29 protein-coding genes and 2 pseudogenes are annotated in these 24,968 nt (G+C 64.5%); 15 read left to right on the forward strand and 16 right to left on the reverse strand.

The features are described 5' to 3' along the window. Window positions 1-146 precede the first annotated feature (146 nt). A complete protein-coding gene (locus AC56QP_RS18250) occupies window positions 147-953 on the forward strand; it encodes an undecaprenyl-diphosphate phosphatase (RefSeq protein WP_489858681.1) in 807 nt (268 codons plus the stop codon). An 88-nt stretch (window positions 954-1,041) separates the two neighbouring features. On the opposite strand, the gene AC56QP_RS18255 is transcribed toward AC56QP_RS18250, so the two are convergent. After that, complete coding sequence (locus tag AC56QP_RS18255; protein ID WP_489863568.1) at window positions 1,042-1,419, reverse strand: YraN family protein; 378 nt, start codon at window positions 1,417-1,419, stop codon at window positions 1,042-1,044. An 87-nt stretch (window positions 1,420-1,506) separates the two neighbouring features. Then, window positions 1,507-2,403 carry a 16S rRNA (cytidine(1402)-2'-O)-methyltransferase gene (rsmI, locus tag AC56QP_RS18260; RefSeq protein WP_497100407.1) on the reverse strand — a complete coding sequence of 299 codons (897 nt, stop codon included), beginning with the start codon at window positions 2,401-2,403 and terminating at the stop codon, window positions 1,507-1,509. 148 nt (window positions 2,404-2,551) lie between these two features. Between rsmI and AC56QP_RS18265 the strand changes: the two genes are divergently transcribed. Then, window positions 2,552-2,740 carry a hypothetical protein gene (locus tag AC56QP_RS18265; RefSeq protein ID WP_489858680.1) on the forward strand — a complete coding sequence of 63 codons (189 nt, stop codon included), beginning with the start codon at window positions 2,552-2,554 and terminating at the stop codon, window positions 2,738-2,740. Window positions 2,741-2,819: 79 nt separating this feature from the next. Here the strand turns inward: AC56QP_RS18265 and AC56QP_RS18270 are convergent. From AC56QP_RS18270 to rph, 6 genes and pseudogenes are all read right to left on the reverse strand, one after another. After that, window positions 2,820-2,939, reverse strand: a pseudogene (locus AC56QP_RS18270) (EamA family transporter); the annotation flags it as partial. Window positions 2,940-3,047: 108 nt separating this feature from the next. Continuing rightward, window positions 3,048-3,338, reverse strand: a pseudogene (locus AC56QP_RS18275) (low molecular weight protein tyrosine phosphatase family protein); the annotation flags it as partial. Window positions 3,339-3,344: 6 nt separating this feature from the next. After that, the gene (gene hemW / locus AC56QP_RS18280) at window positions 3,345-4,508 is read right to left on the reverse strand and encodes a radical SAM family heme chaperone HemW (protein ID WP_489858679.1); all 1,164 of its coding nucleotides are present in this window, start codon (window positions 4,506-4,508) and stop codon (window positions 3,345-3,347) included. Next, window positions 4,505-5,167, reverse strand: a complete 663-nt coding sequence (rdgB, locus tag AC56QP_RS18285) for an RdgB/HAM1 family non-canonical purine NTP pyrophosphatase (protein ID WP_489858678.1) — start codon at window positions 5,165-5,167, stop codon at window positions 4,505-4,507. Before rdgB ends, hemW begins: the two co-directional genes overlap by 4 nt. After that, window positions 5,167-5,577, reverse strand: a complete 411-nt coding sequence (locus AC56QP_RS18290; RefSeq protein ID WP_489858677.1) for a VOC family protein — start codon at window positions 5,575-5,577, stop codon at window positions 5,167-5,169. The genes rdgB and AC56QP_RS18290 overlap by 1 nt, the downstream gene beginning before the upstream one ends. A gap of 196 nt (window positions 5,578-5,773) precedes the next feature. Further along, window positions 5,774-6,490, reverse strand: coding sequence for a ribonuclease PH (rph, locus tag AC56QP_RS18295; protein WP_489858676.1), 717 nt, complete (start codon window positions 6,488-6,490; stop codon window positions 5,774-5,776). Window positions 6,491-6,757: 267 nt separating this feature from the next. On the opposite strand from rph, the gene hrcA reads away from it, so the two are divergent. The 6 genes from hrcA (at window position 6,758) to AC56QP_RS18325 (ending at window position 12,265) form a co-directional block, all read left to right on the forward strand. After that, the gene (gene hrcA / locus AC56QP_RS18300) at window positions 6,758-7,840 is read left to right on the forward strand and encodes a heat-inducible transcriptional repressor HrcA (RefSeq protein ID WP_091575825.1); all 1,083 of its coding nucleotides are present in this window, start codon (window positions 6,758-6,760) and stop codon (window positions 7,838-7,840) included. A 24-nt stretch (window positions 7,841-7,864) separates the two neighbouring features. After that, window positions 7,865-8,062 (forward strand): hypothetical protein, encoded by a 198-nt coding sequence (locus AC56QP_RS18305; protein WP_489858675.1) that lies wholly within the window; start codon window positions 7,865-7,867, stop codon window positions 8,060-8,062. 99 nt (window positions 8,063-8,161) lie between these two features. Further along, on the forward strand, window positions 8,162-9,511 hold the full coding sequence (locus tag AC56QP_RS18310) for a PQQ-dependent sugar dehydrogenase (protein ID WP_489858674.1): 1,350 nt from the start codon (window positions 8,162-8,164) through the stop codon (window positions 9,509-9,511). 148 nt (window positions 9,512-9,659) lie between these two features. Beyond that, the gene (locus AC56QP_RS18315) at window positions 9,660-10,277 is read left to right on the forward strand and encodes a LysE family translocator (RefSeq protein WP_489858673.1); all 618 of its coding nucleotides are present in this window, start codon (window positions 9,660-9,662) and stop codon (window positions 10,275-10,277) included. 198 nt (window positions 10,278-10,475) lie between these two features. Further along, the gene (gene cysK, locus AC56QP_RS18320) at window positions 10,476-11,456 is read left to right on the forward strand and encodes a cysteine synthase A (protein ID WP_489858672.1); all 981 of its coding nucleotides are present in this window, start codon (window positions 10,476-10,478) and stop codon (window positions 11,454-11,456) included. A 182-nt stretch (window positions 11,457-11,638) separates the two neighbouring features. Beyond that, window positions 11,639-12,265, forward strand: coding sequence for a glutathione S-transferase family protein (locus tag AC56QP_RS18325; RefSeq protein ID WP_489858671.1), 627 nt, complete (start codon window positions 11,639-11,641; stop codon window positions 12,263-12,265). A gap of 14 nt (window positions 12,266-12,279) precedes the next feature. On the opposite strand, the gene AC56QP_RS18330 is transcribed toward AC56QP_RS18325, so the two are convergent. The 6 genes from AC56QP_RS18330 to AC56QP_RS18355 form a co-directional block, all read right to left on the reverse strand. After that, window positions 12,280-13,527 (reverse strand): RNA polymerase sigma factor, encoded by a 1,248-nt coding sequence (locus AC56QP_RS18330; RefSeq protein WP_489858670.1) that lies wholly within the window; start codon window positions 13,525-13,527, stop codon window positions 12,280-12,282. Beyond that, the gene (locus tag AC56QP_RS18335) at window positions 13,524-13,898 is read right to left on the reverse strand and encodes a YciI family protein (protein ID WP_489858669.1); all 375 of its coding nucleotides are present in this window, start codon (window positions 13,896-13,898) and stop codon (window positions 13,524-13,526) included. The genes AC56QP_RS18330 and AC56QP_RS18335 overlap by 4 nt, the downstream gene beginning before the upstream one ends. Before the next feature lie 137 nt (window positions 13,899-14,035). Beyond that, window positions 14,036-15,754 (reverse strand): saccharopine dehydrogenase family protein, encoded by a 1,719-nt coding sequence (locus tag AC56QP_RS18340; RefSeq protein ID WP_489858668.1) that lies wholly within the window; start codon window positions 15,752-15,754, stop codon window positions 14,036-14,038. Between the two features lie 23 nt (window positions 15,755-15,777). Beyond that, window positions 15,778-16,251, reverse strand: a complete 474-nt coding sequence (locus AC56QP_RS18345; protein ID WP_489858667.1) for a thiol-disulfide oxidoreductase DCC family protein — start codon at window positions 16,249-16,251, stop codon at window positions 15,778-15,780. Window positions 16,252-16,430: 179 nt separating this feature from the next. Further along, the gene (locus AC56QP_RS18350) at window positions 16,431-16,571 is read right to left on the reverse strand and encodes a hypothetical protein (RefSeq protein WP_013528645.1); all 141 of its coding nucleotides are present in this window, start codon (window positions 16,569-16,571) and stop codon (window positions 16,431-16,433) included. Further along, a complete protein-coding gene (locus AC56QP_RS18355; protein ID WP_489858666.1) occupies window positions 16,568-16,951 on the reverse strand; it encodes a hypothetical protein in 384 nt (127 codons plus the stop codon). The genes AC56QP_RS18350 and AC56QP_RS18355 overlap by 4 nt, the downstream gene beginning before the upstream one ends. Here AC56QP_RS18355 and ku point away from each other — a divergent pair. Both ku and ligD read left to right on the forward strand, forming a co-directional pair. Beyond that, window positions 16,950-17,819 (forward strand): non-homologous end joining protein Ku, encoded by an 870-nt coding sequence (gene ku, locus AC56QP_RS18360; RefSeq protein WP_489858665.1) that lies wholly within the window; start codon window positions 16,950-16,952, stop codon window positions 17,817-17,819. The two genes, AC56QP_RS18355 and ku, sit on opposite strands and share 2 nt — an antisense overlap. Before the next feature lie 10 nt (window positions 17,820-17,829). Next, window positions 17,830-20,340: a DNA ligase D gene (gene ligD / locus AC56QP_RS18365; protein WP_489858664.1), complete on the forward strand. Its 2,511-nt coding sequence runs from the start codon at window positions 17,830-17,832 to the stop codon at window positions 20,338-20,340. Between the two features lie 68 nt (window positions 20,341-20,408). Here the strand turns inward: ligD and AC56QP_RS18370 are convergent, their stop codons facing one another. Further along, window positions 20,409-21,083: an ArsR/SmtB family transcription factor gene (locus AC56QP_RS18370; RefSeq protein WP_489858663.1), complete on the reverse strand. Its 675-nt coding sequence runs from the start codon at window positions 21,081-21,083 to the stop codon at window positions 20,409-20,411. 68 nt (window positions 21,084-21,151) lie between these two features. On the opposite strand from AC56QP_RS18370, the gene AC56QP_RS18375 reads away from it, so the two are divergent. The 3 genes from AC56QP_RS18375 (at window position 21,152) to AC56QP_RS18385 (ending at window position 22,184) form a co-directional block, all read left to right on the forward strand. Further along, complete coding sequence (locus tag AC56QP_RS18375; RefSeq protein WP_489858662.1) at window positions 21,152-21,361, forward strand: DUF1127 domain-containing protein; 210 nt, start codon at window positions 21,152-21,154, stop codon at window positions 21,359-21,361. 95 nt (window positions 21,362-21,456) lie between these two features. Next, window positions 21,457-21,843 (forward strand): NIPSNAP family protein, encoded by a 387-nt coding sequence (locus AC56QP_RS18380; RefSeq protein ID WP_489858661.1) that lies wholly within the window; start codon window positions 21,457-21,459, stop codon window positions 21,841-21,843. Continuing rightward, on the forward strand, window positions 21,840-22,184 hold the full coding sequence (locus AC56QP_RS18385; protein WP_489858660.1) for an antibiotic biosynthesis monooxygenase family protein: 345 nt from the start codon (window positions 21,840-21,842) through the stop codon (window positions 22,182-22,184). Before AC56QP_RS18380 ends, AC56QP_RS18385 begins: the two co-directional genes overlap by 4 nt. A gap of 156 nt (window positions 22,185-22,340) precedes the next feature. Here AC56QP_RS18385 and mbfA read toward each other — a convergent pair whose 3' ends face one another. Next, entirely contained in the window at window positions 22,341-23,330 is a 990-nt protein-coding gene (mbfA, locus tag AC56QP_RS18390; protein ID WP_489858659.1) for an iron exporter MbfA, read from the reverse strand. A 167-nt stretch (window positions 23,331-23,497) separates the two neighbouring features. On the opposite strand from mbfA, the gene AC56QP_RS18395 reads away from it, so the two are divergent. Both AC56QP_RS18395 and AC56QP_RS18400 read left to right on the forward strand, forming a co-directional pair. After that, window positions 23,498-23,821, forward strand: coding sequence for a hypothetical protein (locus tag AC56QP_RS18395; protein ID WP_489858658.1), 324 nt, complete (start codon window positions 23,498-23,500; stop codon window positions 23,819-23,821). 147 nt (window positions 23,822-23,968) lie between these two features. After that, window positions 23,969-24,952: a threonine/serine dehydratase family protein gene (locus AC56QP_RS18400; RefSeq protein ID WP_489858657.1), complete on the forward strand. Its 984-nt coding sequence runs from the start codon at window positions 23,969-23,971 to the stop codon at window positions 24,950-24,952. Window positions 24,953-24,968: the final 16 nt, after the last annotated feature.

A 24,968-nucleotide genomic window follows, 5' to 3' on the forward strand; every position in this document is an offset into this window, starting at 1 on the left:
AAAGCGCACTGGCGAATCGCCGGGCGCACCGGTAAGTCTTGGCCGCCCGGTTAGCGGGCCGTCATGGTGTTGCGACCTATAGGGGGACTTGCGGGCCATGACAAGCAAACCGTTCTGTCAGCCGTCACGCCAATGCCGAGGTAGCCATGGAAAGCCAGACCATCGTCGAAGCCTTGCTGCTCGGCCTGCTGGAGGGGCTGACCGAGTTCATACCGGTTTCGTCGACCGGCCATATCCTGCTCGCCGGCCATTTCCTCGGCTTCCATTCGACCGGCAAGGCCTTCGAGATCCTGATCCAGCTCGGCGCCATCCTTGCCATCCTGAGCGTCTATTTCCGCCGCCTGTGGCAGATGCTGCTCGACCTGCCGCATGACCGGCTGACCCGGCATTTCGTCATCGGCATCCTGATCGCCTTCCTGCCGGCGGCCATCATCGGCGCGCTGGCGCATGATTTCATCAAGACGGTACTGTTCGAATCGCCACGGCTGATCTGCATCATGCTGATCATCGGCGGCGTCATCCTGCTGGCGGTGGACCGCATGAACCTCAAGTCGGTCTACCGCGACGTCGAGCGGTTCCCGACCCGGCTTTACCTGCAGATCGGGCTTTTCCAGTGCCTGTCGCTGATCCCCGGCACGTCGCGCTCGGGATCGACCATCGTCGGCGCGCTGCTGCTGGGCGTCGACAAGCGGGCGGCGGCCGAGTTTTCCTTCTTCCTCGCCATCCCGACGATGGTCGGCGCCTTCGCTTTCGACCTGTTCAAGAACCGCAACGTGCTGAGCAGCGCCGACCTGCCGATCATCGCCATCGGCTTCGTCGCCGCCTTCGTCACGGCACTGGTCGTCGTCCGGTACCTGCTCGATTACGTCTCACGCAACGGCTACGCGCTGTTCGGCTGGTGGCGGCTGGTGGTGGGGATCGTCGGGCTGGTGGCGCTGATGGTTTGGGGGTGAGGAGTGTTCCGCGAAGCGGACGGAAAGCCAATTGCTTGGCTTTCCGAACGACGAACGCCCTGAGCCTGCGAAGGGCGAGCGACGGCCTTCAATTCCTTCCATAAAACGCGTTCTCGACATGCACCGGCCAGCGCCAGGGCAGCACCGCGACCATGTCGAAACGCATCGAGAGCTTGCCATAGTCGGGCTGACGGGACAGCCAGATGTCGGCGGCCGCCTCGATGCGGCGTTCCGATTCATGGCCGATCGCCTCCATAGCTTCGATCAGCGTGCGCCGTGCCTTGACCTCGACGAACAGCACCAGATCGCCGCGCCGCGCGATCAGATCGATCTCGCCGAAGCGGGTGCGATGGCGGCGTGCCAGGATCCGGTAGCCCTTCAGCATCAGCGCCGCCGCGGCCAGCCACTCGCCGCGATGGCCGCGCCGATAGGCTTTCTGGCGGCTGGCACTCGGCCGCTCAGCCACCATCGCCTTCTCCGGAATTTTGTCTGACCATGATCTCTGGACAAACGGAACCGTTTGTCGGGGAAAACCGGTTTCCACTTTTCGGGATCATGGTCTGTCCTTGAGCTCCAGCAGCCGCCGATACAGCGCCTGCTTCTGGCCGCCGGTCATCTTCGCGGCTTCGGCCGCTGCCTTGGAGGCCGGCATTTCGGCGGCGAGCGACAACAGCAGACGATCGATGTCGGCCGGCTCGTCTGCCTTGGCCTCGGCCGGGCCGACGCAAACAACGATCTCCCCCTTCGGCGTATCGGCCGCCGCGTAGTGGTCGGCAAGCTCCTGCAGCGTGCCGGTGCGCATCTCCTCGAAGGTCTTGGTCAATTCCCGGCCAATCGCGGCTCTTCGGCCGCCGCCGAGCGCTTCGACCATGGCGCCGAGGGACTCGGCCAGCCTGCGCGGCGATTCGAAGAAGATCAGCGTCGCCGGCACGGCCTTCAAGGCTTCCAGCCGTGTCAGCCGCTGGCCCGTCTTCACCGGCAGGAACCCCGCGAACAGAAAGGCGTCGGAGGGCAGGCCGGAGGCCGTCAGCGCCGCGAGGGGGGCCGACGGGCCCGGGATCGGCACGACGCGAATGCCATGCTCGAGCGCCTCGCCCACCAGCCGGTAGCCTGGATCGGAGACAAGCGGCGTGCCGGCGTCCGAGATCAGGGCCACGCTCTGTCCGGCTTGCAGTGCCGCGATCAGTTTCGGCCCGGCCTCGCCAGCATTGTGCTCGTGGTAGGCCGTGGTGCGGCGGCGAATGCCATAGCGGTCGAGCAGCACGCGCGACACCCTCGTGTCCTCGCAAGCGACGATGTCGGCGGCGGCCAGCGTCTCCAGCGCGCGCAGCGTGATGTCGGCCAGATTGCCGATCGGCGTCGCCACCAGATACAGCGCCGGTTCGAGCGGACGGGCCGCGATCTCGGTCTGCCCGACCACATAGCTGCGCTTGCCCGTTTCGCCGGTCACTGATGCCTTCTCCGTTCGGCCCTGTTTGGCACGGCTCACGCCCGGTTGCAAAAGCGTCGAGCGAAGTGAAATTCCCGCCATTCCTTTGCCACAGTAAGGAACGAAACCGGGTTTGGCAGATTTAGCCCCTGATTCCGAGGAGGACAGGATGGACAGCCTGAAGATACAGGACGCTTTCACGCCCTATTATGCCGTCCGCAAGCGCTTTGCCGCACCCAAGGACAGGCGCCTGCCTGCCAGGACCGAAGGCAGCCTGACCAACGAGCTGGCCGCGAGCGCCCTGCCAGCGGACATCAGGCTTTCCGACACCGAACCCGACAGCACGACGGAGCACTGACCGGACGATGCCCAATCGCTTCGATATTTTCATCACCCGTCTTGAAACAAAAAGCGCTCGCGAGGGCGTTCCATCGCATCCGATAGGCGACCAGCATCGCGCCCGCCGCGACAAGGTCGATGCCAAGCCGGTTCGCGCCGGAGAGCCACTCGCCGAGAAAGACCGCGCCAAACACCGCCACAAGCACGACGCCTGACTTCCGCAAGGCCTCCGCGCCTCCGCGATTGGATTCTGCTCCCGCCGCCGGCGCAGGTCGCGGCATGGATCCTCGGGTCCGAGGATGACGACGGCGCGAATTATTCAGCCGAAGCCGCACCAAGTCCGGGTCCATGAATTCATAGTCGTCTGGTATATCGAGGCAGATGACCTTGGCCTTCTTCAGACTGGCCTTGAATTTCTTCTGCAATTTGGCACGGTGTGCCTTTTCCATGACGAAGATGATGTCGGCCCACACCACCAGCTCATGCGTCAGTGGCGTGTCGGCATCGTGGTTGGTTCCCGCCGACGCGACCTCGATGGCCCTGCGACTGGAAAACACCTGCTCGGCGGTCGGGCTGCGCAAGCGGTTCTGGCTGCAGACGAAGAGGACGGTCTTCAAGGTTGTTCAGCGCGCCAGATCGGCCACCACGGCGTCGAGCACGATCATGCCGGCCGGGGTTGCGCGGAGCCGAGCATTGCCGATCGGCGCCACCAGCCCCTCGCCCTGCAGCATCGACAGCCGCGCGCTCGACAGGCCGCGGCCGGAAAATGCTTCGTAGCGGGAGAGGTCGATGCCTTCCGCCAGCCGCAGGCCCATGAGCAGGAACTCGTCTGCTTCTTCGGAGCGGGTCAGGATCTCGCCGCCGGTGACGCCATGGCCCTTGGCCTCGACCAGGTTGGCCCAGGTTTCCGGCATCCGCTCGGCGATCGTTACCGTACGGCGGCCGTTCTCGACAAAGCGGCCATGCGCGCCGGGGCCGACGCCAACATATTCGCCATAGCGCCAGTAGGTCAGATTGTGCCGGCTTTCGGCGCCCGGCCTGGCGTGGTTGGAAATCTCATAGGCCGGCAGGCCGTGCGCCGTGGTGATCTCCTGCGTCAGCGCATAGAGGTCGGCGGCATGGTCGTTGTCGGGAATGACGAATTTCTTCGCCGCATGCAGTGCATGGAAGGGCGTGCCCTCCTCGATGGTCAGCTGGTAGAGCGACAGATGATCGGCGGCATGGCCGATCGCCTGTTCAAGCTCCGATGCCCAAGCCTCCGGCGTCTGGCCAGGCCGTGCGTAGATCAGGTCGAAGGACAGCCTCGGGAATATGTCCCGCGCGAGCCCGATCGCATGCAGGGCTTCCTCGACATTGTGCAGCCGGCCGAGGAAACGCAGATCCTTGTCGTTCAGCGCCTGCACGCCGAGCGAGACCCGGTTGACGCCCGCCGCCCGGTAGCCGCGAAAGCGCTCGGCCTCGACCGAGGACGGATTGGCCTCCAGCGTCACCTCGATGCCATCCGGAACGGTCCAGTTCTTCGCCACCGCGTCGAGGACCTTGGCCACGGTTTCCGGCTTCATCAGCGACGGCGTGCCACCGCCGAGAAAAATGCTGGTCACCTCGCGCGGCCCGGTGCGCTGGCGCATGGTCGCCAGTTCCGCCTCGAAGGCGTCGGCAAAGCGCTCCTGGTCGACCGGCTGGTGGCGGACGTGGCTGTTGAAGTCGCAATAGGGGCATTTGGCCGCGCAGAACGGCCAATGGATGTAGACGCCAAAGCCGGGCGTCCGGTCGAGCAGCATGCTCATGTCGAGCCCAATCTGGCCAGATTCAATCGTGCTTCGGCAAACTTCTGGAAGGCGCGGGCGCGGTGCGACAGCGCCGTGGCCTGGCCAGGCTTCCAGCCGTGCTTTTCCTCGGCGCTCATCTCGCCAAAGGTCTTGTCGAAGCCATTCGGCAGGAACACCGGGTCGTAGCCGAAGCCGAGTTCGCCGCGCGGCGGCCAGACCAGCGTGCCTTCGGCCTCGCCGCGATAATATTCGGCGTCACCGTCGGGAAACGCCAGGCAGATGACGGCGACAAAGCGCCCCTTGCGCTGCTCGGCCAAGGCAGCGCCGACTTCCTGCAGCGCCACTTCGGTGCGCTGCATGGCCATGCCGAAATCGCGCGACCCATCCGGGGTTTCGGCCCAATTGGCGGTGTAGACGCCGGGCGCGCCGTCGAGCGCGTCGACGCACAGGCCGGAATCATCCGACAGCGCCGGCAGGCCGGTGGCCTTCGCGGCGGCCAGTGCCTTGATGTAGGCGTTTTCCTCGAAGGTGGTGCCGGTTTCGTCAGGCTCCGGCAGGCCGTACTCCTTGGCCGATTTCGCTTCGAAGCCGAACGGCGCCATCAGGTCGGCGAATTCGCGCAGCTTGCCGGCATTGTGGCTGGCGACGACGATCTTCTTTCCGTCAAGAGAATGCATCAAAGGCCCCAGATTCTTGGCTCGGCGAACTCGATCGAATTGCCCGAGGGGTCGCGTATATAGATCGAACGTCCGCCTTGCGGCCACTCGAATTCGCTTTCGATGGCGATCTTCTTGCCCTCGAGATGCGCTTTCCAGCCGGCGATTTCGTCGGCGGTCGCCGCAAAGCAGAGATGGCCCTCGCCGACCGCGCCGTGCGGCGGCACCGGCAGCCGGGCGTCGGGCGCCGGCGGCACCCTGGTCGCCTCGGCATTGAAGACCAGCAGCACGCCGGGGCCGCAGCGGAAAAAGATATGCCTGGCCTCGACCTTGCCGAGGAGGTTGAGGCCGAGGACGCCGGTGTAGAACTTCTCAGCGGCGTCAAGATCGGTGACGTAGAGAGCCGATTCCAGAATTGCAGAGGGAGTCATGAGGCACCCCCTCTGCCCTGCCGGCCATCTCCCCCACAAGCAGGGAGATTTGAAGCTTCGGCCTCGCTGCGCTTTCTGCTGCTTTGGAAATTGGCGAAGGCCATCGGCACAACCGATCTCCCCCCTTGCGGGGGAGATGGCCGGCAGGCCAGAGGGGGGTGGGAAGGATCGCCAACCTCATCAATACAACCGGAGCTTACGCCACCGCCATCTGCTGGAGGCTGACCAGGCGCTGGATGCCTTTCTTGGCCAATCCCATCAATTCCGCGAACTGTTCCTCGGAGAACGGCTCGCCCTCGGCGGTGCCCTGGATCTCGACGATGCCGCCCTTGCCGGTCATGACGAAGTTGGCGTCGGTTCCGGCCGCGGAATCCTCGATATAATCGAGGTCGATGACCGGCTGTCCGTCATGGATGCCGCAGGAAATGGCCGCGACATGATCCTTCAGCACCTTGGCGACGCTGGCCATCTGCCGCGCCTCCATCCAGCGCAGGCAGTCGTGCAGCGCCACCCAGCCGCCGGTGATCGAGGCGGTGCGGGTGCCGCCATCGGCCTGGATGACGTCGCAGTCGACAGTGATCTGCTGTTCGCCCAGCGCCTGCAGGTCGACCACGGCGCGCAAGGAGCGTCCGATCAGCCGCTGGATTTCCAGCGTGCGGCCACCCTGCTTGCCCGCGGAAGCCTCGCGGCGCATGCGCTCGCCGGTCGAGCGCGGCAGCATGCCATATTCCGCCGTCACCCAGCCCTTGCCGGAATTGCGCATCCAGCCCGGCACCTTTTCCTCGAGGCTTGCCGTGCACAGGACATGGGTGTCGCCGAACTTCACCAGGCACGAACCTTCGGCGTGCTTGGAGACGCCACGCTCGAAGGAGATGGCGCGCATTTCGTCGAATTGGCGTTTGGAAGGGCGCATTCAGGCTGCTTTCTTGTCATTTTTCGGAATCTTGGCCGGCTTGTAGCCGCATGGGACGCATGGCGCAAAGGAAAATGGCCTGAAGACCCCACACGGACACCGGGTGATCTCATACAGACACCGGGTGATCCGAGGCGCGGACACCGGGTGATCTGAGGCGCAGACACCGGGGGGATCTGACGCAGACACCGGGTGATCTGACGCAGACACCGGGTTGCGCGGGCCGTGGTGAAGTCTATATCCTTGGTACAGAGGTTTTTGCCCGCAATGACCAAGGCCGTCGATCCCAGTTCGCAGTCGCCCGCGCTTCAATCGCTAGACATGCGCTCGCGCGACATCTTCCGGCGCATCGTCGATTCCTATCTCAGGGACGGGGAGCCGGTGGGATCACGCAGCCTGTCGCGCATCCTGCCGTCCTCGCTGTCGCCCGCCACCATTCGCAATGTGATGAGCGACCTCGAGCATCTCGGCCTGATCTACGCCCCGCACATCTCCGCCGGCCGGCTGCCGACCCAGGCGGGTCTGCGTTTCTTCGTCGACGCCTTCATGGAACTTGGCGACCTCTCCGACGAGGAGCGCCGCACCATCGAGGCGCAGGTGAGGGCGTCCGGCTCTGGCGCGACGCTGGAACACATGCTGACCGAGGCCAGCCAGATGCTGTCGGGCATGTCGCGCGGCGCCGGCCTGGTGCTTGCCGCCAAGAATGAGGTGGCGCTGAAGCACATCGAATTCATCCAGCTCGAGCCGACCAAGGCGCTGGCGGTGCTGGTGTCGCAGAATGGCGACGTCGAAAACCGCGTCGTCGACCTGCCCGCCGGCATCACCGTCTCGCAACTGCATGAGGCGTCGAATTTCCTCAACGCCCATATCCGTGGCCGGACGCTGGCCGAGGCGCGGGTGGAGATCGCCCGCATCAAGGAAGAGACCAGGGCGGCGCTCGACACGCTGTCGCAGGACCTGGTCGAAAAGGGGCTGGCGGTGTGGGCTGGCGCCGACAGCGGCCTGCCGGCGCGCCTCATCGTGCGCGGCCGCGCCAACCTGCTCGAAAACGTCACCGCCCAGGCCGACATCGAACTGCTGCGGCACCTGTTCGAGGACATGGAAACGCAGGATGGGCTGATCCAGCTGCTTGACCTTGCCGAGGAGGGGTCGGGCGTGCGCATCTTCATCGGCTCGGAAAACAAGCTGTTTTCGCTGTCGGGCTCGTCGCTGGTCGTCGCGCCCTATCGCGACAAGGATGCGCGCGTCGTTGGCGCGCTTGGCGTCATCGGTCCGACGCGGCTGAATTATGCCCGCATCGTGCCGATGGTCGACTATACCGCACAGCTGATTTCCCGCATGCTCCGTTGAGCCGGGCTAACCGAGGAGACGATGATGGCGCTCGAAGAACTCAAGGCCCGGATCAGCCTGCTGCTGGAGGAGATGGTCAACCAGCCGGAAGACCAGCACGAAATCCAGGAACAGTTGCGCGAAAAACTGCGGGAAATGCGGGCCATGGGCCTGCCGCTGCCGGCCGATCTCGTCGCGCTGGAAAAACGTCTCGACGACGATTTTTACGCCGCCGGGAACTGAGCCCGAAATCGGATCGTCACGTCCTTCAACTCATCGTGCGAGGCGGAACCCAAGAGCAAACCGGCCGTTACTCTCCTTCGTGACCAAGTGGAGGACGGAATGATCCGATTGGCCCGGCTGGTGCTTCCCGCACTGTTCCTCATCACCGCGGCATTCGCCCAGCAGGCGGATCAGCCGGTGCTGAAGGGCGCGGCCGCCTTCGGCGACTGGCGTGCCGACAGGCCGGGGGTGCGCCGCCTGATCAAGCCGGAAGACCTGCCGAAGCCCTACGTGACCAAATCCGCTTCGAACAGCGCCGGCCTCGCCGAAAGGCCGGCAAGTGCCAAGCCGCGACTGCCGCCGGGCTTTTCGGCCGAGCTGGTCGCGTCGGGCATCGACAATCCGCGCGTCGTGCGCGTCGCGCCGAACGGCGACCTGTTCGTCGCCGACAGCGAGGCAAACCAGGTCCGCGTCTATCGCCTGGGCGAGGGCAGCGCCAGGCCCGTCGAGGACGGCATCTTCGCCGGCAACCTCAACCAGCCCTATGGCATTGCCTTCTACCCGCCGGGCAACAACCCGCAATGGGTGTATGTCGCCAACAGCGACAGCATCGTGCGCTTTGCCTACCGCAAGGGTGACCTGAAGGCCGCCGGCGACCCGGAAACCATCGTCGACAACATCCCTGCCAATCATCACTGGACCCGCGACATCGTTTTCTCGCCCGACGGCAAGACGCTCTATCTGTCGGTCGGCTCGGGATCGAATGTCGGCGAGGACATGGGCAAGGCGCCGCAGGGTGGGCTCGCGGCGTGGGCGACGTCAAAGCCGCTGGGTGCCGCCTGGGGTTCCGAGGATGGCCGCGCCGATGTGCTGGCCTTCGATCCGGACGGCAAGAATGGCCGCATCGTCGCCACCGGCCTGCGCAACTGTTCGGGCATGACGGTTCAGCCGGCGACCGGCGCGCTGTGGTGCGTGGTCAACGAGCGCGATGCGCTGGGCGACAATGTGCCGTCCGAATACGCAACAGTCATCAAGCAGGGCGCCTTCTATGGCTGGCCCTGGTATTATATCGGCAACAACGAGGATCCGCGCCACAAGGGCGAACGCCCCGATCTTGCCGGCAAGGCGACCGTTCCCGATGTGCTGATGCAGGCACATTCGGCGCCGCTCAACATCGCCTTCTACGACGGGAAGAATTTTCCCAAGGAGTACCAGGGCGACGCTTTTGTCGCCCTGCACGGTTCGTGGAACCGCGGCAACAGGACCGGATACAAGGTCGTCCGATTGCTGTTCAGGGATGGCAAGCCGACCGGCGAATACGAGGATTTCATCACCGGCTTCGTCATCTCCAATGGCGAGGTATGGGGACGGCCGGTCGGCGTGGCGGTGGCGAGCGACGGCGCGCTGATCGTCAGTGAAGATGGCAACGGCACCATCTGGCGCGTCACCTATGGCGGCGCTCGTTCCTGATCCTGCTTGGCGGAGGGAGAAAGTGGCCGCGAAGCGGCCGGGGCCTGCGCGTGTCGCGGCGATATCTGGTGCAATGGATTCCACCGCCCAGGGAATTCAACCCTGGTCCGTTCCATGCGACAAGGCAGTCTGATCCGAGACCAACGCCATGACCCTCACCGGATTCCTCGCCTACAGCGCCGCTCTCGGCATCGCCGCCGCCATTCCCGGCCCCGGCATCACCGCGCTCGTCGCGCGTGCGCTCGGGTCGGGTTTCCGCTCGTCGCTGGCAATGTCCTTCGGCCTGATGCTAGGCGACCTCACCTATCTGACCGCCGTGGTGCTTGGCCTCGCCTTTGTCGCGCAGACCTTCGGCCTGGTCTTTCTCGCCATCAAATGGCTGGGTGTCGCTTATCTCGCCTTCCTTGGCTGGCGCTTCTGGAACAGCGGCATCACGCCCGAGACGGTCGAGGCGAGGAAAGGCAGGGGCGGGCTGCTGTCGAGCTTTGTCGCCGGTCTCACCGTCACGCTCGGCAATCCGAAGACGATGATCTTCTATCTCGCCATCACGCCGACCATCGTCGACCTGAAGACCATCACGCTGGCCGACTATGGTATTCTCGTCGCGCTGACGATCGTCGTGCTTCTGGTGGTGCTGGTGCCGTATCTGGCGTTGGCGGCCAAGGCGCGCTGGTTCCTCAAGTCGCCGCGCGCGCTCAAGGCGCTGAACCGCACCGCCGCCGGCTTCATAGTCGGCGCCGCGGCGGTGATCGCCGCCCGTCAGTAGGGCTCTTTCGGCCAAAATATTCCCGGGACGGGCTTTTCCGGGAAATGCTTTTCCGAGACCGGGGCGTTTTAGACACGGGTCCCACTCGGATATTTTCAGTCGACAGTCTATCTTGCGCGACCGAAGGCTCTATCTTGCCGGCTGCAGTGCCATTTGCCCGAAAATCCTCACTTGCCTGAAGTTCTGGGAGCGAAACCAATGAACAAGCCCGTCACCTCCGCCCGCGTGCCCGGTCGCGGCCGCGTCTACAGTTCCATCACCGACACGATCGGCGACACGCCGCTGGTGCGGCTCGACAAGTTCGCCAAGGAAAAGGGCATCGTCGCCAATCTCATCGCCAAGCTCGAATTCTTCAATCCGATCGCCTCGGTGAAGGACCGCATCGGCGTGGCGATGATCGAGGCGCTGGAGGCCGCCGGCAAGATTTCTCCCGGCAAGACGACGCTGGTCGAACCGACGTCCGGCAACACCGGCATCGCGCTCGCCTTCGCCGCCGCCGCCAAGGGCTACAAGCTGATCCTGACCATGCCCGAGACAATGTCGGTCGAGCGCCGCAAGATGCTGGCGCTACTCGGCGCGGAGCTGGTGCTGACCGAAGGACCGAAGGGCATGAAGGGCGCCATCGCAAAGGCCGATGAACTGGCGGCGACGATCCCCAACGCGATCATCCCGCAGCAGTTCGAGAACCCGGCCAATCCGGAAATCCATCGCAAGACGACGGCCGAGGAAATCTGGAACGACACCCATGGCGAGGTCGATATCTTCGTCGCCGGCATCGGCACCGGCGGCACCATCACCGGCGTCGGCCAGGTGCTGAAGAAGCGCAAGCCCTCGGTGCATGTCGTCGCCGTCGAGCCGGAAGCCTCGCCGGTGCTGTCGGGCGGCCAGCCCGGCCCGCACAAGATCCAGGGCATCGGCGCCGGCTTTGCGCCAAAGATCCTCGACACCACGATCTATGACGAGATCGTCAAGGTCTCGAACGAAGATTCCGTCGCCAATGCGCGCCTCGTCGCCCGCCTCGAAGGCGTGCCGGTCGGCATCTCGTCGGGCGCGGCCCTGCAGGCGGCAATCGTCGTCGGCTCAAGGCCGGAGAACAAGGGCAAGAACCTGGTCGTGGTCATTCCCGACTTCGCCGAACGCTATCTGTCGACGATCCTGTTCGAGGGGCTGGGGGCTTAGTTTCTGGACGTGCCCAGGATAGATTCGCCGCGATCCTTCGTGCCCCCTCCGGCATCAAAGGTTCCGCTCTGATGCTGGCCCGCTGAAAATCCGCCCGTGGCGACCGCCACCGGCTTGAGCATGACCCCGCTTCCGGTTCATATCGCCCCCGGCCTGCCTTGAGCGGGCCGGGGGAGGAATTCATGTACAAGCTCTACACCCGTCCGGGCAGCGGCGGCTTCGTCGTCGAGGCGGCACTGGCACTGGCGAACGCGCCATTCGAGCAGATCGACGTTCCCAAGACGGACCAGCCCGATCCGGCCTTCCTCGCCATCAGTCCCTTGAACCAGGTGCCGGTGCTGACCTTGCCGGATGGCCGCTCGATCACCGAATCGGCGGCGATCTGCGTCCTGCTTGCCGAACGCCATCCCGACGCCAGACTGGCGCCGGCGATCGACGCGCCCGCCCGCGCCGACTTCCTGCGCTGGATGGCCTTCATGTCGTCGGTTCTCTATCCGGCGGTGCTGCGTTTCTACTACGCGAGCCGCTATACGTCCGATGCCGACGGCACGAAGGCGGTCAAGCAGGCGGCCGTTGCCGAGATGGATCGCGGCTTTGCCGTTCTCGATACCGCTCTCGAAGGCCATGACTGGCTGGTCGGCGACCTGATGTCGCTGGCCGACATCTATCTGGTCATGCTGGTGGCCTGGCATCCCGACGTCGACAAAGCGCGTACGGCCTGGCCGAACATCGAACGGCTGTGGGCCAAGCTGCGCGACCATCCGCTGATGAAGAAGCTCAACACGGCGCACGAGATGTGGCCGATCTGAACCGGCGGCGAAGCTTAATTTCGGAGCGCGGCCCGTTTTCCCTGCAGGAAGCGGCGCACCGCCGGATCGCGTTCGAGGCCGATCGCCCGCTCATAGGCTTCGGTCGCCAACTGGACCTGACCCAACCTGGCCAGCAGACCCGCCCGGGCTGCCCAATAAGGCTGATAGTCGTCAAGCCGCTTGTCGTCGCCCAGCACGTAGAGGGCCGCCAGTCCCGCCGCGGCGCCCTCGGCTTCGGCTATCGCCACCGCGCGGTTGATCGCCACCACCGGCGATCCGGCGACCGAAAGCAGCGCGTCGTAAAGCTCGCGGATCGCCACCCAGTCGGTGCGCCCCGTCCGCCGGCGTGTCGCATGGGCGGATTGCACGGCTGCCTCGAGTTGGTAGCGGCCGACGAGGCCCTTGGTGGCGGCGTGACAGAGCAAAGCTTCCGCCTCGTCGACCAAGGCGTGATCCCAGAGTGCGCAATCCTGTTCGGCGAGCGGCACATAATCTCCGGCCGCATCGCGCCGCGCGGCGCGGCGCGCTTCGGCAAACAGCATGAGAGACAGCAGGCCGAGCGCCTCCGGCTCATCTGGCAGCAGCGAAGCCACCAGCCGGCCGAGCCAGATGCCCTCGGTGGCGAGATTGCGCCGCCGCGTCTCGGTGCCAGCCGGATCGGACCAGCCCTCGGCGAAGGTCGCGTAGATGGCTTCCAGCACCGCGTCCAGCCGCTCGCCGAGTTCGGCCCGCTCCGGCACGCGGAACGGAATGCCGGTTTCGCGGATGCGGGTCTTGGCGCGCACCAGGCGCTGACCCATCGTTGCCGGTGAGACCAGGAAGGCGGAAGCGATCGCCGCAGCGTCGAAGCCCAGCACGGTCTGCAGGATCAGCGGCGCTCGCACGCTCGATTCGATCGCCGGATGGGCGCAGGCGAACATCAGCCGCAGCCGTTCGTCGGGCAGATCTTCATCGGTCATGCGCGCCTCCACCTCCTCGGCGATCAGCTTGAGATGATCACGGCCGGCCTCGCTGGTCAGCCGCCGCCGCACCGCATCGACGCGGCGCCGCCGCGCCACCGCCAGCAGCCAGGCTTCCGGCTTGTCAGGCACGCCGGTTCGCGGCCAGCGTTCGAGCGCGTCGGCAAAGGCATCGGCGAGCGCGTCCTCGGCGCCGGCCACGTCGCGGGACCGGGCGGAGAGATAGGCGATCAGCTTGCCGTAGCTTTGCCGGGCGGCCGCCTCCGCGACCGCCCGCGCGGTATCTGATCCGGTGGCGGTCACGCAGTATACTTTGTCATGTATTCCTGCATCGGCCAGATCGGCCGCACTTCCATGGTGCCGGCGCTGGCACCAGGACAGCGCGACGCCCATGAAATCGCCGCGTCCATGTCCGGCACTTCGATCATGTAGTAGCCGCCAAGCTGTTCCTTGGTATCGGCGTAAGGGCCGTCAAGCACGTTGGTCTTGCCGCCGGCCACCCGCACGGAGGTTGCCGCCGACGTCGGCCTCAACCGCTCGCCGCCAACGAACACGCCAGCTTTCTTCATCGCCTCGGTATAGGCGCCGTAGGCGGCGCTCATCTGGACGGCCGCCTCCTTGGGTGCCGCTGCCATGGCGGCTTCGTTGGAATAGATAAGAAGCAGATACTGCATGGTCATCTCCCGTGGTTACAGGGCCGCATCGTTGCGGGCCGAACGTATGTCGCGCGGCCATGTCCGATTTCGACAGGCTGAGGAAAAAACTTTCGCGCCTGGTCGGCCATTGTGCAAGGAGACGCTGGCCGACGGCGCTACCCAGTGCACGAACCAAGCGACACTGCATCTCTGGAACCATTCGAGTCCACGGGCACGAGCCAGCCGCGATAGCGCACGATCAGCCCGGTGAGCGGATGTGAAATCTCGACATGAAAACGGAAGCGGCCATCCTCGACCGTTTCGTAGGATGTCGAGCGCGGGCAGAGCCACATCGGCAGCGGCAGCCCCAACAGGCTCCAGTGGCGCAGGACAAGCGACAGCTTTCCCTCCTCGGCCACCAGCGCCATTGCAAAGCTCAGTGGTCCGAAGCGTTCGCAAAGCAGGCGATGCGAACGGCCCCGACCTGCGAACTGGCGGCTGGAAAAACTATGCTTGCCGAAAGTCCGCGTCCATGTCTCCCCATTCCTGTCCACGTCGAAGCGGGCACGGACCGGGATATCGGCGCTCGTCTTGGGGAAGCCGACCAGCGATGCCGTTAGCCGGCCAAGGATGTTTGATCCGCGCTCGACGCCGGCGCGACCTTCAGCCATTTTCGTGCAGTCGTGCATGCCCCGGATTTCCTCGGGCAGACGCTGCCAGGCATCGCCGAGCAGGACGGCATAGAGCTGTCTATCCGGATTTGCGTCCGTGTCGTCGCGAAAGCCGGTATGGATCGTCTTGACTGCAAACAGGGCTTCGTAGTCGGCAAGCTCGAGATCTCTCACTGCAGCACGTGCGCCGGGTGTAGGTGCACGGCCGTCCAGCGTCTTTCGAACCAGCGCCTCGACCGCCATCGACGGGATCAGTGGCCCGTCATCGCCTTCCGCCAGCAGATGCCACGAGCGCTTGACCGGCGCACCGGCCTGGCTGACACCGGTGATTTCAACGAACATGCCGCCGCGATGTTCGCCCCAGCGCAGCCGGTTGGTCGCCCAGTACATCAGCGGAGCGAGCGGCGACAGCGAGCCGACCAGCCCGATCCGCACCAGCCAGGCAAGGCCGATCAGCGCGCGATGAAGGACTTCGGGAACCGGTCCAGCGCCCATCCAGATGGTTTTTGCCTGCGGCCAGAGTTTCGCCAGCACGCGCAGGTCCGGCACGTCGACGAGCGAGAACAGCGTGTCGTTGAGCGGCACCCGGCCCGGCGGCGCAATGGTGTAGCGCATCTGTTCGGTGAGCGGGTGGCCTTGCGTCTTGATGCCGTCGCGCACCAGCGCAACCGGCTGGCCGGCATAGCCTGCGATCGCCCGGATGACGTTTTCACCGACGCCTGCATAGGGCGACGGGGCGATGCCGCCTCTGATCATGTCGACCCGCGTCATGTCCGACGACAGCCGGCGCACCACCGCCGCCGTCAGCACCGGAAAGCTGGAAACGCCCGAGAGCACGAACAGCCCGGCCCGCTTCGCAGCTGCATCGAAGGCCGGCACGCCAGCGACGAAATCCGAGCCGTCGGCGAGGTCGAGATAGTTGACGCGCTTGGCGATGCAGGCCTCGATCAGTCGATAGCGACCCTCGCCATAGGCCTGGAACGGGCCGCTGGCGTCGACGAGCGCGTCGGGGCGCAACGACGCCAATTGCGCGGCGAGATCGCCATCCCTGTCGAACACCGCCGGCACCAGCTGCGCAGCGACACCGCCACGGCTCCCGCACCAGGCCTCCGCCTTGGCCAGCGAGCGGCCTGCAACAATCACCGTCAGGCGCGGCTCATTCTCCAGCAGTTGGACGATGCGGCCGCCAAAGGTTCCGTAGCCGCCGACAATGAGAAGTTTCATCCGCTGCTCCCCCAGAGCCAATCTTAGCCAAGGAACCGCTTCCGCATCTTGGCGGAAGGAACCTCGCAACTGGCCTTCCTGCCGAACAGGGCGTAGCGGTTCTTGGCAATGCGATTGTAGAGCCAGTCGCGAAGCGGGCGCGGCAGCAGCAACAGCACCCTGGCCGTCCGCCAGGGCCAGCCGAGTTCCGACATGACGGCAACGAAGCTGTCGAGCCGTGTGGAGGCGACGCCGTCGACCAGGACGAGATTGGTTTCGTAACTGTCCGTCCTAAGCCCGTGCTTGCTGAACAGCGCCTGGCCGAATGGCGACTGCGCGGTGGCGAAGCGGAAGCGGCTTTGGCGGTCGAGCCTGACCACCGTGCGGACGAAGCCGGAGCACAGCACGCAGACGCCATCGAAGACGATCAGCGGATGGCGTGTATCGAAGGGTTCAGCGGGACGGCTTGAATTAGGCCGATTTGACTGGGGCCAGTCTGACTTGGGAAGGTCGCTCACGCGGGCCTCGGCTGCTCGTGTCTGAAGACACTAAGCCAGCCAGAGGCGGGATCAAAGACGTGGCGATGTCGCACGCCGTCTGTCGGCGAGAGCGGGACGCTCGGCGCGATAGGTCGTGGCGCGGGATTCGGCCGCTGGCCTGCAGATCCGGCTGTCGTGACGGGTCTCGAAGGTCATGATCAGTGCGCGCCCAGCGAATTGCCGCGACGGGCGCAGGCCGGGCCGGGGCCGCGCATGTAATAACGCTCGGGCCGATAGGTCGGCGCGACGAATTCGCGGATGGCGGCGGCATAGCCGATGAGGTGCGCGAGGAAGTTCATTTACCCTGTCCCTGTCCCGATTTTCGGATGTCCCTTCCGATTTGCGAGAACGATAGCATCGAGGCGTGAATAGTCGGTGAACGTGATGTTAATTTCTGGTCAAAAAGGCCTTGCTTCGTGGCCGGAATGCGGCTGATTCGGGGTGTTTCCGCGCCTTTTGTCGCCATTCCGCCCAGTGTGACTTTTGCATCACATATGTTTCGTTTGAATGTCGCCTGCGCGCGGTTCTGTTTCAATTTTTGCCGCCAGCACGAAATGTCCGTGCTTGCCTGCCCGAATCCGGCGCGGCGTCTCCGCATGCGGATCGTCACGCGGCGGCGGAACTGGAGCGGGGTCTGTCCGTTCTCACCTTCATCTGGATCCAGAAGGGAAAATGTCATGGCGCCGCGTCCGGCCTGGAAGGGCTATCTCAAGCTGTCGCTGGTCACCTGTGCGGTCGAACTGACCAACGTCGTCACCCATACCGAAAAGGTCTCGTTCCGGGTGCTGAACCGCAAGACCGGCAATACGGTGAAACGCATCTACGTCGACTCGCAGACCGGCAAGCCGCTCGGCGACGGCGACGAGATCAAGGGCTATGAAGTCAGCGACGGCGATTTCGTCCACATCGACGAAGACGAGATCGAAGCGGTGCAGATCGAGTCCTCGCACACGATGAGCCTCGACGGCTTCGTCGACAAATCCTCGATCCAGCAGATCTATCTCGACACGCCCTATTATGTCGCGCCGGCCGACGAAGTGTCGGCGGAGGCGTTCTCCGTCATCCGCGATGCGATGGCTGGCAAGAAGATGGCCGGGTTGGCGCGCATCGTGCTCTATCAGCGCGAACGTCCCGTGGTCATCGAACCGTTGGGCAAGGGCATGGTGCTGACGACGCTGCGCTACGACAACACGGTGCGCCAGCCAGACACCGTGTTCGGCGATATCAAGGCGGTGAAGACGGACCAGGAGATGACCGATCTGGCCGAGCTGATCATCGACAAGAAGAAGGCGAAGTTCGATCCGTCGAAATTCGACGACAAATACGAGGATGCCCTGCTCGAACTGATCCGCGCCAAGAAGGCCGGCAAGACGGCACCCAAGGCCGAAGCCGCGCCCAAGCCTTCCAATGTCGTCAATCTGTTCGACGCGCTGAAGAAGAGCCTGTCGTCGGATGCAGGCCCGACAAAGGCTTCGTCCGCGAAAGCCAAGCCGGCGGCCAAACGCGCCAAGCCGAAAGCGGGCGCGCCCAAGCGCAAATCGGCCTGAGGAGACAGAGATGGCCAGCCTCGAACAGTATCAATCCAAGCGCGATTTCAAGAAGACGTCCGAGCCGGCCGGCAAGGTGCCGCTCGGCAAGAGGGGCAGCGCAGGCGGCATCTTCGTCATCCACAAGCACGCGGCGACGAGGCTGCATTACGACCTTCGCCTCGAGCATGACGGCGTGCTGTGGAGCTGGGCGGTGACGCGCGGCCCGAGCCTGGACCCGCATGAGAAGCGGCTGGCGGTGCATGTCGAGGACCATCCGCTCGACTACGCGCCGTTCGAGGGCACCATTCCCAAGGGCGAATATGGCGGCGGCTCGGTCATCGTCTGGGACGAGGGCACCTGGACCCCCGAGATCGATCCGGCCAAAGCGATGAAGAAGGGCCATATCAGCTTCGAACTGCACGGGCACAAGCTGCACGGCCTCTGGCATCTGGTCAGGTTGAAGCCGCGCGCGGGCGAGAAGCGCGACAACTGGCTCTTGATCAAGTCCGACGATGCCGCCGCGCGTCCCGGCGAGGACATCCTCAAGGAAGCGCCGAAATCGGTGAAATCGGGCCTGACAATCGAGGAGGTCGGCGAGGGCAAGACCGCGAAAGGCCAGAAGCCTGACGTCTGGCACTCCAACAAGCCGGCCGCCGGGAAAGTGAAGCCCGGCAAGCGCCTCGACTTCATCGAGCCGCAGCTGGCCACGCTGGAGCGGGAAGCGCCGCCGGGCAAGGACTGGCTGCACGAGGTGAAGTTCGACGGCTATCGCATGCAGGCGCAGATCGCCGGCACCGACGTGCGATTGCTCACCCGCACCGGCCTCGACTGGACGGAAAAGTTCGGCAGCGAGATCGTCGCGGAGCTGTCCGCGCTGAAATGCAGCGACGCCATCATCGACGGCGAGATCGTCGTGCTGGCCGACAGCGGCGTCTCTTCCTTCGCGCTGCTGCAAGCCGACCTGTCGGCGAAGCGGACAGATCGCTTCACTTACTATGTCTTCGACCTGATGCGGCTCGACGGGCAAGATCTGCGCGGCGAGCCGCTGGTCGAGCGCAAGCAGGCCTTGCAGGAACTGCTCGGCAAGCAGCCCGAGAATGCGGCAATCCGCTTCAGCGACCATTTTTCCGAACCCGGCAAGATCATGCTTGAGCATGCCTGCCGCATGGGGCTGGAAGGTGTCGTCTCCAAGCGCGCCGACGCGCCCTATCGCAGCGGGCGTGGCCCCTCATGGGTGAAGTCGAAGTGTACCGCACGACAGGAATTCGTCATCGGCGGCTATTTGCCGTCGGAAAAGACGGGGCGCGGGCTGCGCTCGCTGCTGGTCGGCTATCACGAGGGCGGCAAGCTGCACTATGCCGGGCGCGTCGGCACCGGCTTCTCCGCCAAGGGCGCCACCGACCTGAAGACAAGACTAGACGCGCTGAAGGCAACATCGTCGCCTTTCGACAAAGCCGTGCCGAAGGGCAAGGGCCTGGTCTGGGTCAAGCCAGAGCTGGTCGGCGAAGTGGAGTTCCGCAGCTGGACCTCCGACCGTATAATACGCCATGCCTCGTTCCAGGGATTGCGCGAGGACAAGCCGGCGGAGGAAGTCGTGCAGGAACAGCCGAAGGCATCGACAGGCAAGAACCCGGCGAAGGCGAAGGCGGCATCAAGCGACGCCGCCAAACCCACCGGAACGATGACGACCACGGTAAAACTTTCCCATCCCGACAAGCTGCTATGGCCCGAGGAAAAGATATCCAAGCAAGGCCTGCTCGACCACTACGCGCTGGTCTGGCCGCGCATGGAACAGTTCATCGTCAACCGGCCGCTCAGCCTGGTGCGGGCGCCGGACGGCGTCGGCGGACCGCGCTTCTTCCAGAAGCATGCATCCGCCGGCATGAGTGACAAGATCGCGCGGATGAAAGATCCGACGGACGGAGAGGAGATCTTGTTCGTCAGGGATTTCGACGGCGTTGCCGCACTGGTTCAATACGGCGTGGTCGAGATCCACATCTGGGGCTGCACCGTTGACGAACTGGAAAAGCCCGACCAGATCATCTTCGATCTCGACCCCGATGAAGGCGTCGAGGTCAAGGCGGTGCGCGAGGCGGCACTCGATATCAGGGGCAAGCTCGACGAGCTGTCGCTGCCGAATTTCGTCAAGACATCAGGCGGCAAGGGCTACCATGTCCTGGTACCGCTCAAACCATCGGCGGATTGGGGCGCGGTGAAAACCTTCGCCCATGATTTCGCCAAGGCACTCGAACAGGCTTCCCCCGATCGCTACACCGCAACACTGTCGAAGAAGGCGCGCACCGGAAAAATCTTCGTCGACTATCTGCGCAATGGTCGGGGCTCGACGACGGTCGCGCCCTATTCGTCACGCGCCAAGAAGGGCGCCACCGTGTCGATGCCGGTGACCTGGCCCGAGATCGAGGCCGGGCTGGCGCCAAATGCTTTCCCGATCGGCGACAAGACGACACTGAAGCAGCTGGCGCAAGCCGATCCGTGGGCGGATTTCTTCAAGCAGGGCAAGGCGCTGAAGCGGGGCTGAGCGTCCACGATTTCGTCATCCTAGTGCTCCGCCCTAGGATGACGAAGGTGTGGGCGAGCGCCGGCATGTCAGCTCAGAAACACCTTCTCGAAAGCCTGCTTGCCCGGCGGCGAGAAAATGACCGCGCGGCTGTCTTTCTCGCGGCGCGCCCATTTCTCGGCGAGGATTTTGTCGAGGATGGCCGCGCCCAGCGTGCCGGCGAGATGCGAGCGGCGGACGCTCCAGTCGAGGCAGGCGCGGCAGACCGGCCGTCGCGGCTTGGCATCGACATCGATGCCGATGGCGGCGAAATGCGATGCCGCCGACGGCCCGAGCCTGATCTCCTGGTCGTCACGCAGGATAATCTCCTTTTCGACAAGACGGTCGAGCATCGCCACGGCCTGCTCGCCAGCGAGGTGATCGTAGCAGACGCGCGCCACGCGCATGGCCGCGTCGCGCGGGCCCGGCCGCACACGCTGCGGCCCGACAGAAGCGGCGACGCCGGTGATGGCCTCGATCATTCCGGCCACCTGCGGACCGGCAAGGCCGTAGTAGCGATGCCGGCCCTGGCTCGCCAGCGTCAGCAATCCGCCCTCCATCAGCTTCGACAGATGCGAGCTGGCGGTCGGCAGCGATACGCCGGCCTCGAGTGCCAGTTCGCTCGCCGTCAGCGCCGTGCCGCCCATCAGGGCGCTCAGCATGTTGGCCCGCGCCGGATCGCCGACCAGGCTGGCTATACGGGCAATGTCGGGTCCTTCACGCATAGTTCGTTCCCCATCGAAGTATTCTTGTCAGATAATCACTATTCTCCGATCAGATCAAGGAGACGACGATGACAACCGCTTCCACCTCCGGACCGTTCGAGAGCCGCCAATCGTTCTCGTTCGTCACTTGCTTCCGATCGGGCACGCTGGCCCGGTGGTATGACCGCTATCTGCAGCGGATCGACCTTGCCGAGATCGACGATCATCTGTTGCGCGACCTTGGCCTGACGCCGGAAGACGTGCGCCGAGAATGCGCGAAGTCTTTCTGGCGGCCATGACCCGCAAGGAAATTTCCTAGCAGATCGGGCGGCACAACGTTTCGACACAGCTCGAACCATCGACGCAAGAACACATCCCCTTCAAGGAGACGACAATGGCCATCACCTGCTTCATCCGCTACGAGATCGACCCGTTCGGCAAGGCGGCCTTCGAGGAGTATGCCCGCAACTGGGGCCAGGCCATTCCGCGTTGCGGCGCCGATTTGATCGGCTACTTCGCGCCGCATGAAGGCTCGGCCACGACAGCCTATGCCGCCTACAACATCGACAGCCTGGCCGCCTACGAAGCCTATCGCGCCCGGCTTGCCGCCGATCCCGCAGGCAAGGCAAACTACGAGTTCGCCCGCCGCGAAAAATTCATCCTCAAGGAGGATCGCATGTTCCTGAAACTGGCTTCCGGCCCACACGCGCCAAGGCTTGATCCTGAAAAGTTGCAGACTTTTCAGACCGAGATCATGCCAGCGGAAAAGGTGAAGGTATGATCGCCGTCATCTTCGAGGTCGAACCGGCGGCGGGCCGGCGCGATGCGTATCTGAGCATCGCCGCCGACCTGCGCCCGTTGCTCGACGGCATCGACGGGTTTGTCTCCATCGAGCGCTTCCAGAGCCTGGTCGACCCGAACCGCATCCTGTCCCTGTCGTTCTGGCGCGACGAGGACGCGGTCAAGGCCTGGCGCAACACCGAGGAACACCGGCAGGCGCAAAAGGCAGGACGTGGCGGTATCTTTGCCGGCTACCGTTTGCGCATCGCGCATGTGGTGCGCGACTACGGGCTGACCGAAAGGGCCGAGGCGCCGCAGGATAGCCGGGCGGTGAATGGGTGAGGCTTACCGGTTGATGTGGGTGCCGCCCCTCATCCGCCTGCCGGCACCTTCTCCCCGAATAGTGACGGGGAGAAGGTGACAAGTTCCCGCGCCGGCGATCCCCCTCTCCCCGCTCTTCACGGGGTGAGGGGCAGCGCTGAGCTTTGCCGCCCTTACCTACGCGTTGCCGATCAGCACACCCGCCGCGAACACCAGGGCGCCGCCGAGCACCACCTGGAAGGCGGCGCGCAGGAACGGGGTCTGCATGTAGCGGTTCTGGACGAAGGCGATGGCCCACAGCTCGAAGAACACCACCACCGCGGCAACGGCGGTCGCCGTCCAGAAATGCGGGATGAGATAGGGCAATGCGTGGCCAAGGCCACCCGCCGATGTCATGACGCCGGTGGTGATGCCGCGTTTTATCGGCGAGCCGCGGCCCGACAGCTTGCCGTCGTCGGACGCGACTTCGGTGAAGCCCATCGAGATGCCGGCGCCGATCGAGGCGGCAAGGCCGACCAGAAAGGTCTGCCAGGTGTCGTGCGTGGCGAAAGCGGCGGCGAAGATCGGCGCCAGCGTCGACACCGAACCATCCATCAGGCCAGCCAATCCCGGCTGCACATAGGTCAGGATGAACTGGCGCTGCTCGGCAGCGGCCTCTTCGTCCTTCACTTCGCCCGGCACGTGCTTTTGCTCCAGACGCTGCGCCAGCGTCTCGTGCCCCTGTTCGGCCAGCGCCAGATCGTCGAGCAGTTTTCTGGTCGAGGCATCGGTGGTGCGCTTTGCCGCCTCGACATAGAACAGGTAGGCCTGCCGTTCCATCGCCTCGGCCTGGCTGCGCACATGCTCGACGCCGAGCGGCCTCACCAGCCAGTCGGGCTTGCGCTCATAGTAACCCTTCACATGCTCGCGCCGGATCAGTGGAATGCGTTCGCCGAAACGCTTGCGATGAAGCTCGATCAACGAGTCGCGATGGCCGTCCTCTTCCTCGGCCATCTCCTCGAACACTTTCGCCGATTGCGGAAAGCTTTCCGCCAGGCCGTCGGCATAGGCACGGTAAATGCGCCCGTCGTCTTCCTCGGACGAAATGGCCAGCGCCAGGATCTCCTGCTCGGAGAGCGATTCGAAGGGACGGCGGCCGAAGCCGAAGCCGAAAACACGGGAAAGCATGAGGAATTCACCCTAATTTAGAATGGTTCTAAACTAGGGTTTGACGCGCCTTCGGTCAATCGCGCGCTTGCGTCGCGGGTCAAGAATTGTTGAAGCCGCTGACCCTTCATTATTGGCGAAGATTCCCCTATATAGGCAAACCTAAGCCAATAGAAAGGAAGCCGCAGATGACGACAAAGCCACACGCACCGGAATTCGACCCGAAGCCCGTTCTCGATCTCATCGCCAGCATCGAGGCCGATTTGCAACGCCTGAAGGGCCTGGTCGAGCAGCAGGTCGAGAAATTCGACCCCGCCAATCCGCACAACAAGGCTCCGGACGGCAAGTTGACGGAAGAAGGCGTGGAGTGCTGCTACCGCATGTTCGACGAAGGCAAATCGCGCTATTCGGTCGCCCAGCAGATGAAGATCTCCTTTGCCGCCGCCACCCACCGGTTCAACAACTGGCGCAAGTTGGGCGGCACGAAGAGGCAGCGGGCGCTTCTGGGGTGAAGAGTGATCGGCTGCAAGGCCAATTGCCGGTCCCGGCGCCGCCCTTCATGATCCCCCAACTTTGTAACGGTCACATTTTTTCAATGGTGTGCTACCGTTGTTTGCGGGCATCATGAGAAGAGACTGTCTCTTTTTGCTGGACCTCGCATGACCGCCACCACGCCTCCCGGCATAGCCGACCTCCACCGCGCCGCAGCCCGGCTTTCCGGGCTGATTGTTGAAACGCCGTTGATCGAATCGCCTGAACTCAACAAGCGCTTCGGCGCCCGCATCCTGTTCAAGCCGGAGACGCTGCAGCGCACCGGATCGTTCAAGTTCCGCGGCGCCTACAACAAGCTGTCGTCACTCAGCGAAGAGGAGCGCCGGCGTGGCGTCGTCGCCTTCTCGTCGGGCAACCACGCGCAAGGCGTCGCCGCGTCCGCCGCGATGTTCGGCGTCAAGGCGGTCATCGCCATGCCGGCCGACGCGCCGGCGATGAAGGTCGGCAATGTCCGCAAGATGGGAGCGGAGGTGGTGCCGTTCGACCGCTTCCGCGACGACCGCATGACCGTGGTGGGCCCTTACATGGAAAAAGGCATGGTGCTGGTGCCGCCCTTCGACGATCCGGCCATCATCGCCGGCCAGGGTACGATCGGCCTCGAACTGATGCGCCAGGTGGAAGCGCTTGGCGTGGGCCTAGACGCGGTGCTGGTGCCCTGCGGCGGTGGCGGCCTGATCAGCGGAATCTCGGTTGCCGTCAAGGACGCCTCGCCCGGCACTGCCGTCTGGGCGGTGGAGCCCGAGCATTTCGACGACACCCGCCGCTCGCTGGCCGCGGGCACCAGGGTGGCGAACGAGCCGGGCCACAGTTCGATCTGCGATGCGATCCTCACCGCCGAGCCGGGCGTGATCACCTTCGAGATCAACCGCAGGAACCTTGCCGGCGGCATCGCCGTCTCCGACAAGGCGACGGCACAGGCGATGCGCGACGCCATGGCCTATCTCAAGCTGGTGGTCGAACCCGGCGGCTGCGTCGGACTGGCGGCGCTGTCGTCGGGCGAGATCGAGCTGGCAGGCAAATGCGTCGCCGTGGTGCTGTCCGGCGGCAATGTCGATTTCGGCACCTATGCGGGGATCATGGCAGCCGCATAGGATGCGGCCAGTCTGG

The organism is Mesorhizobium sp. RCAM 05104 (assembly GCF_059683645.1).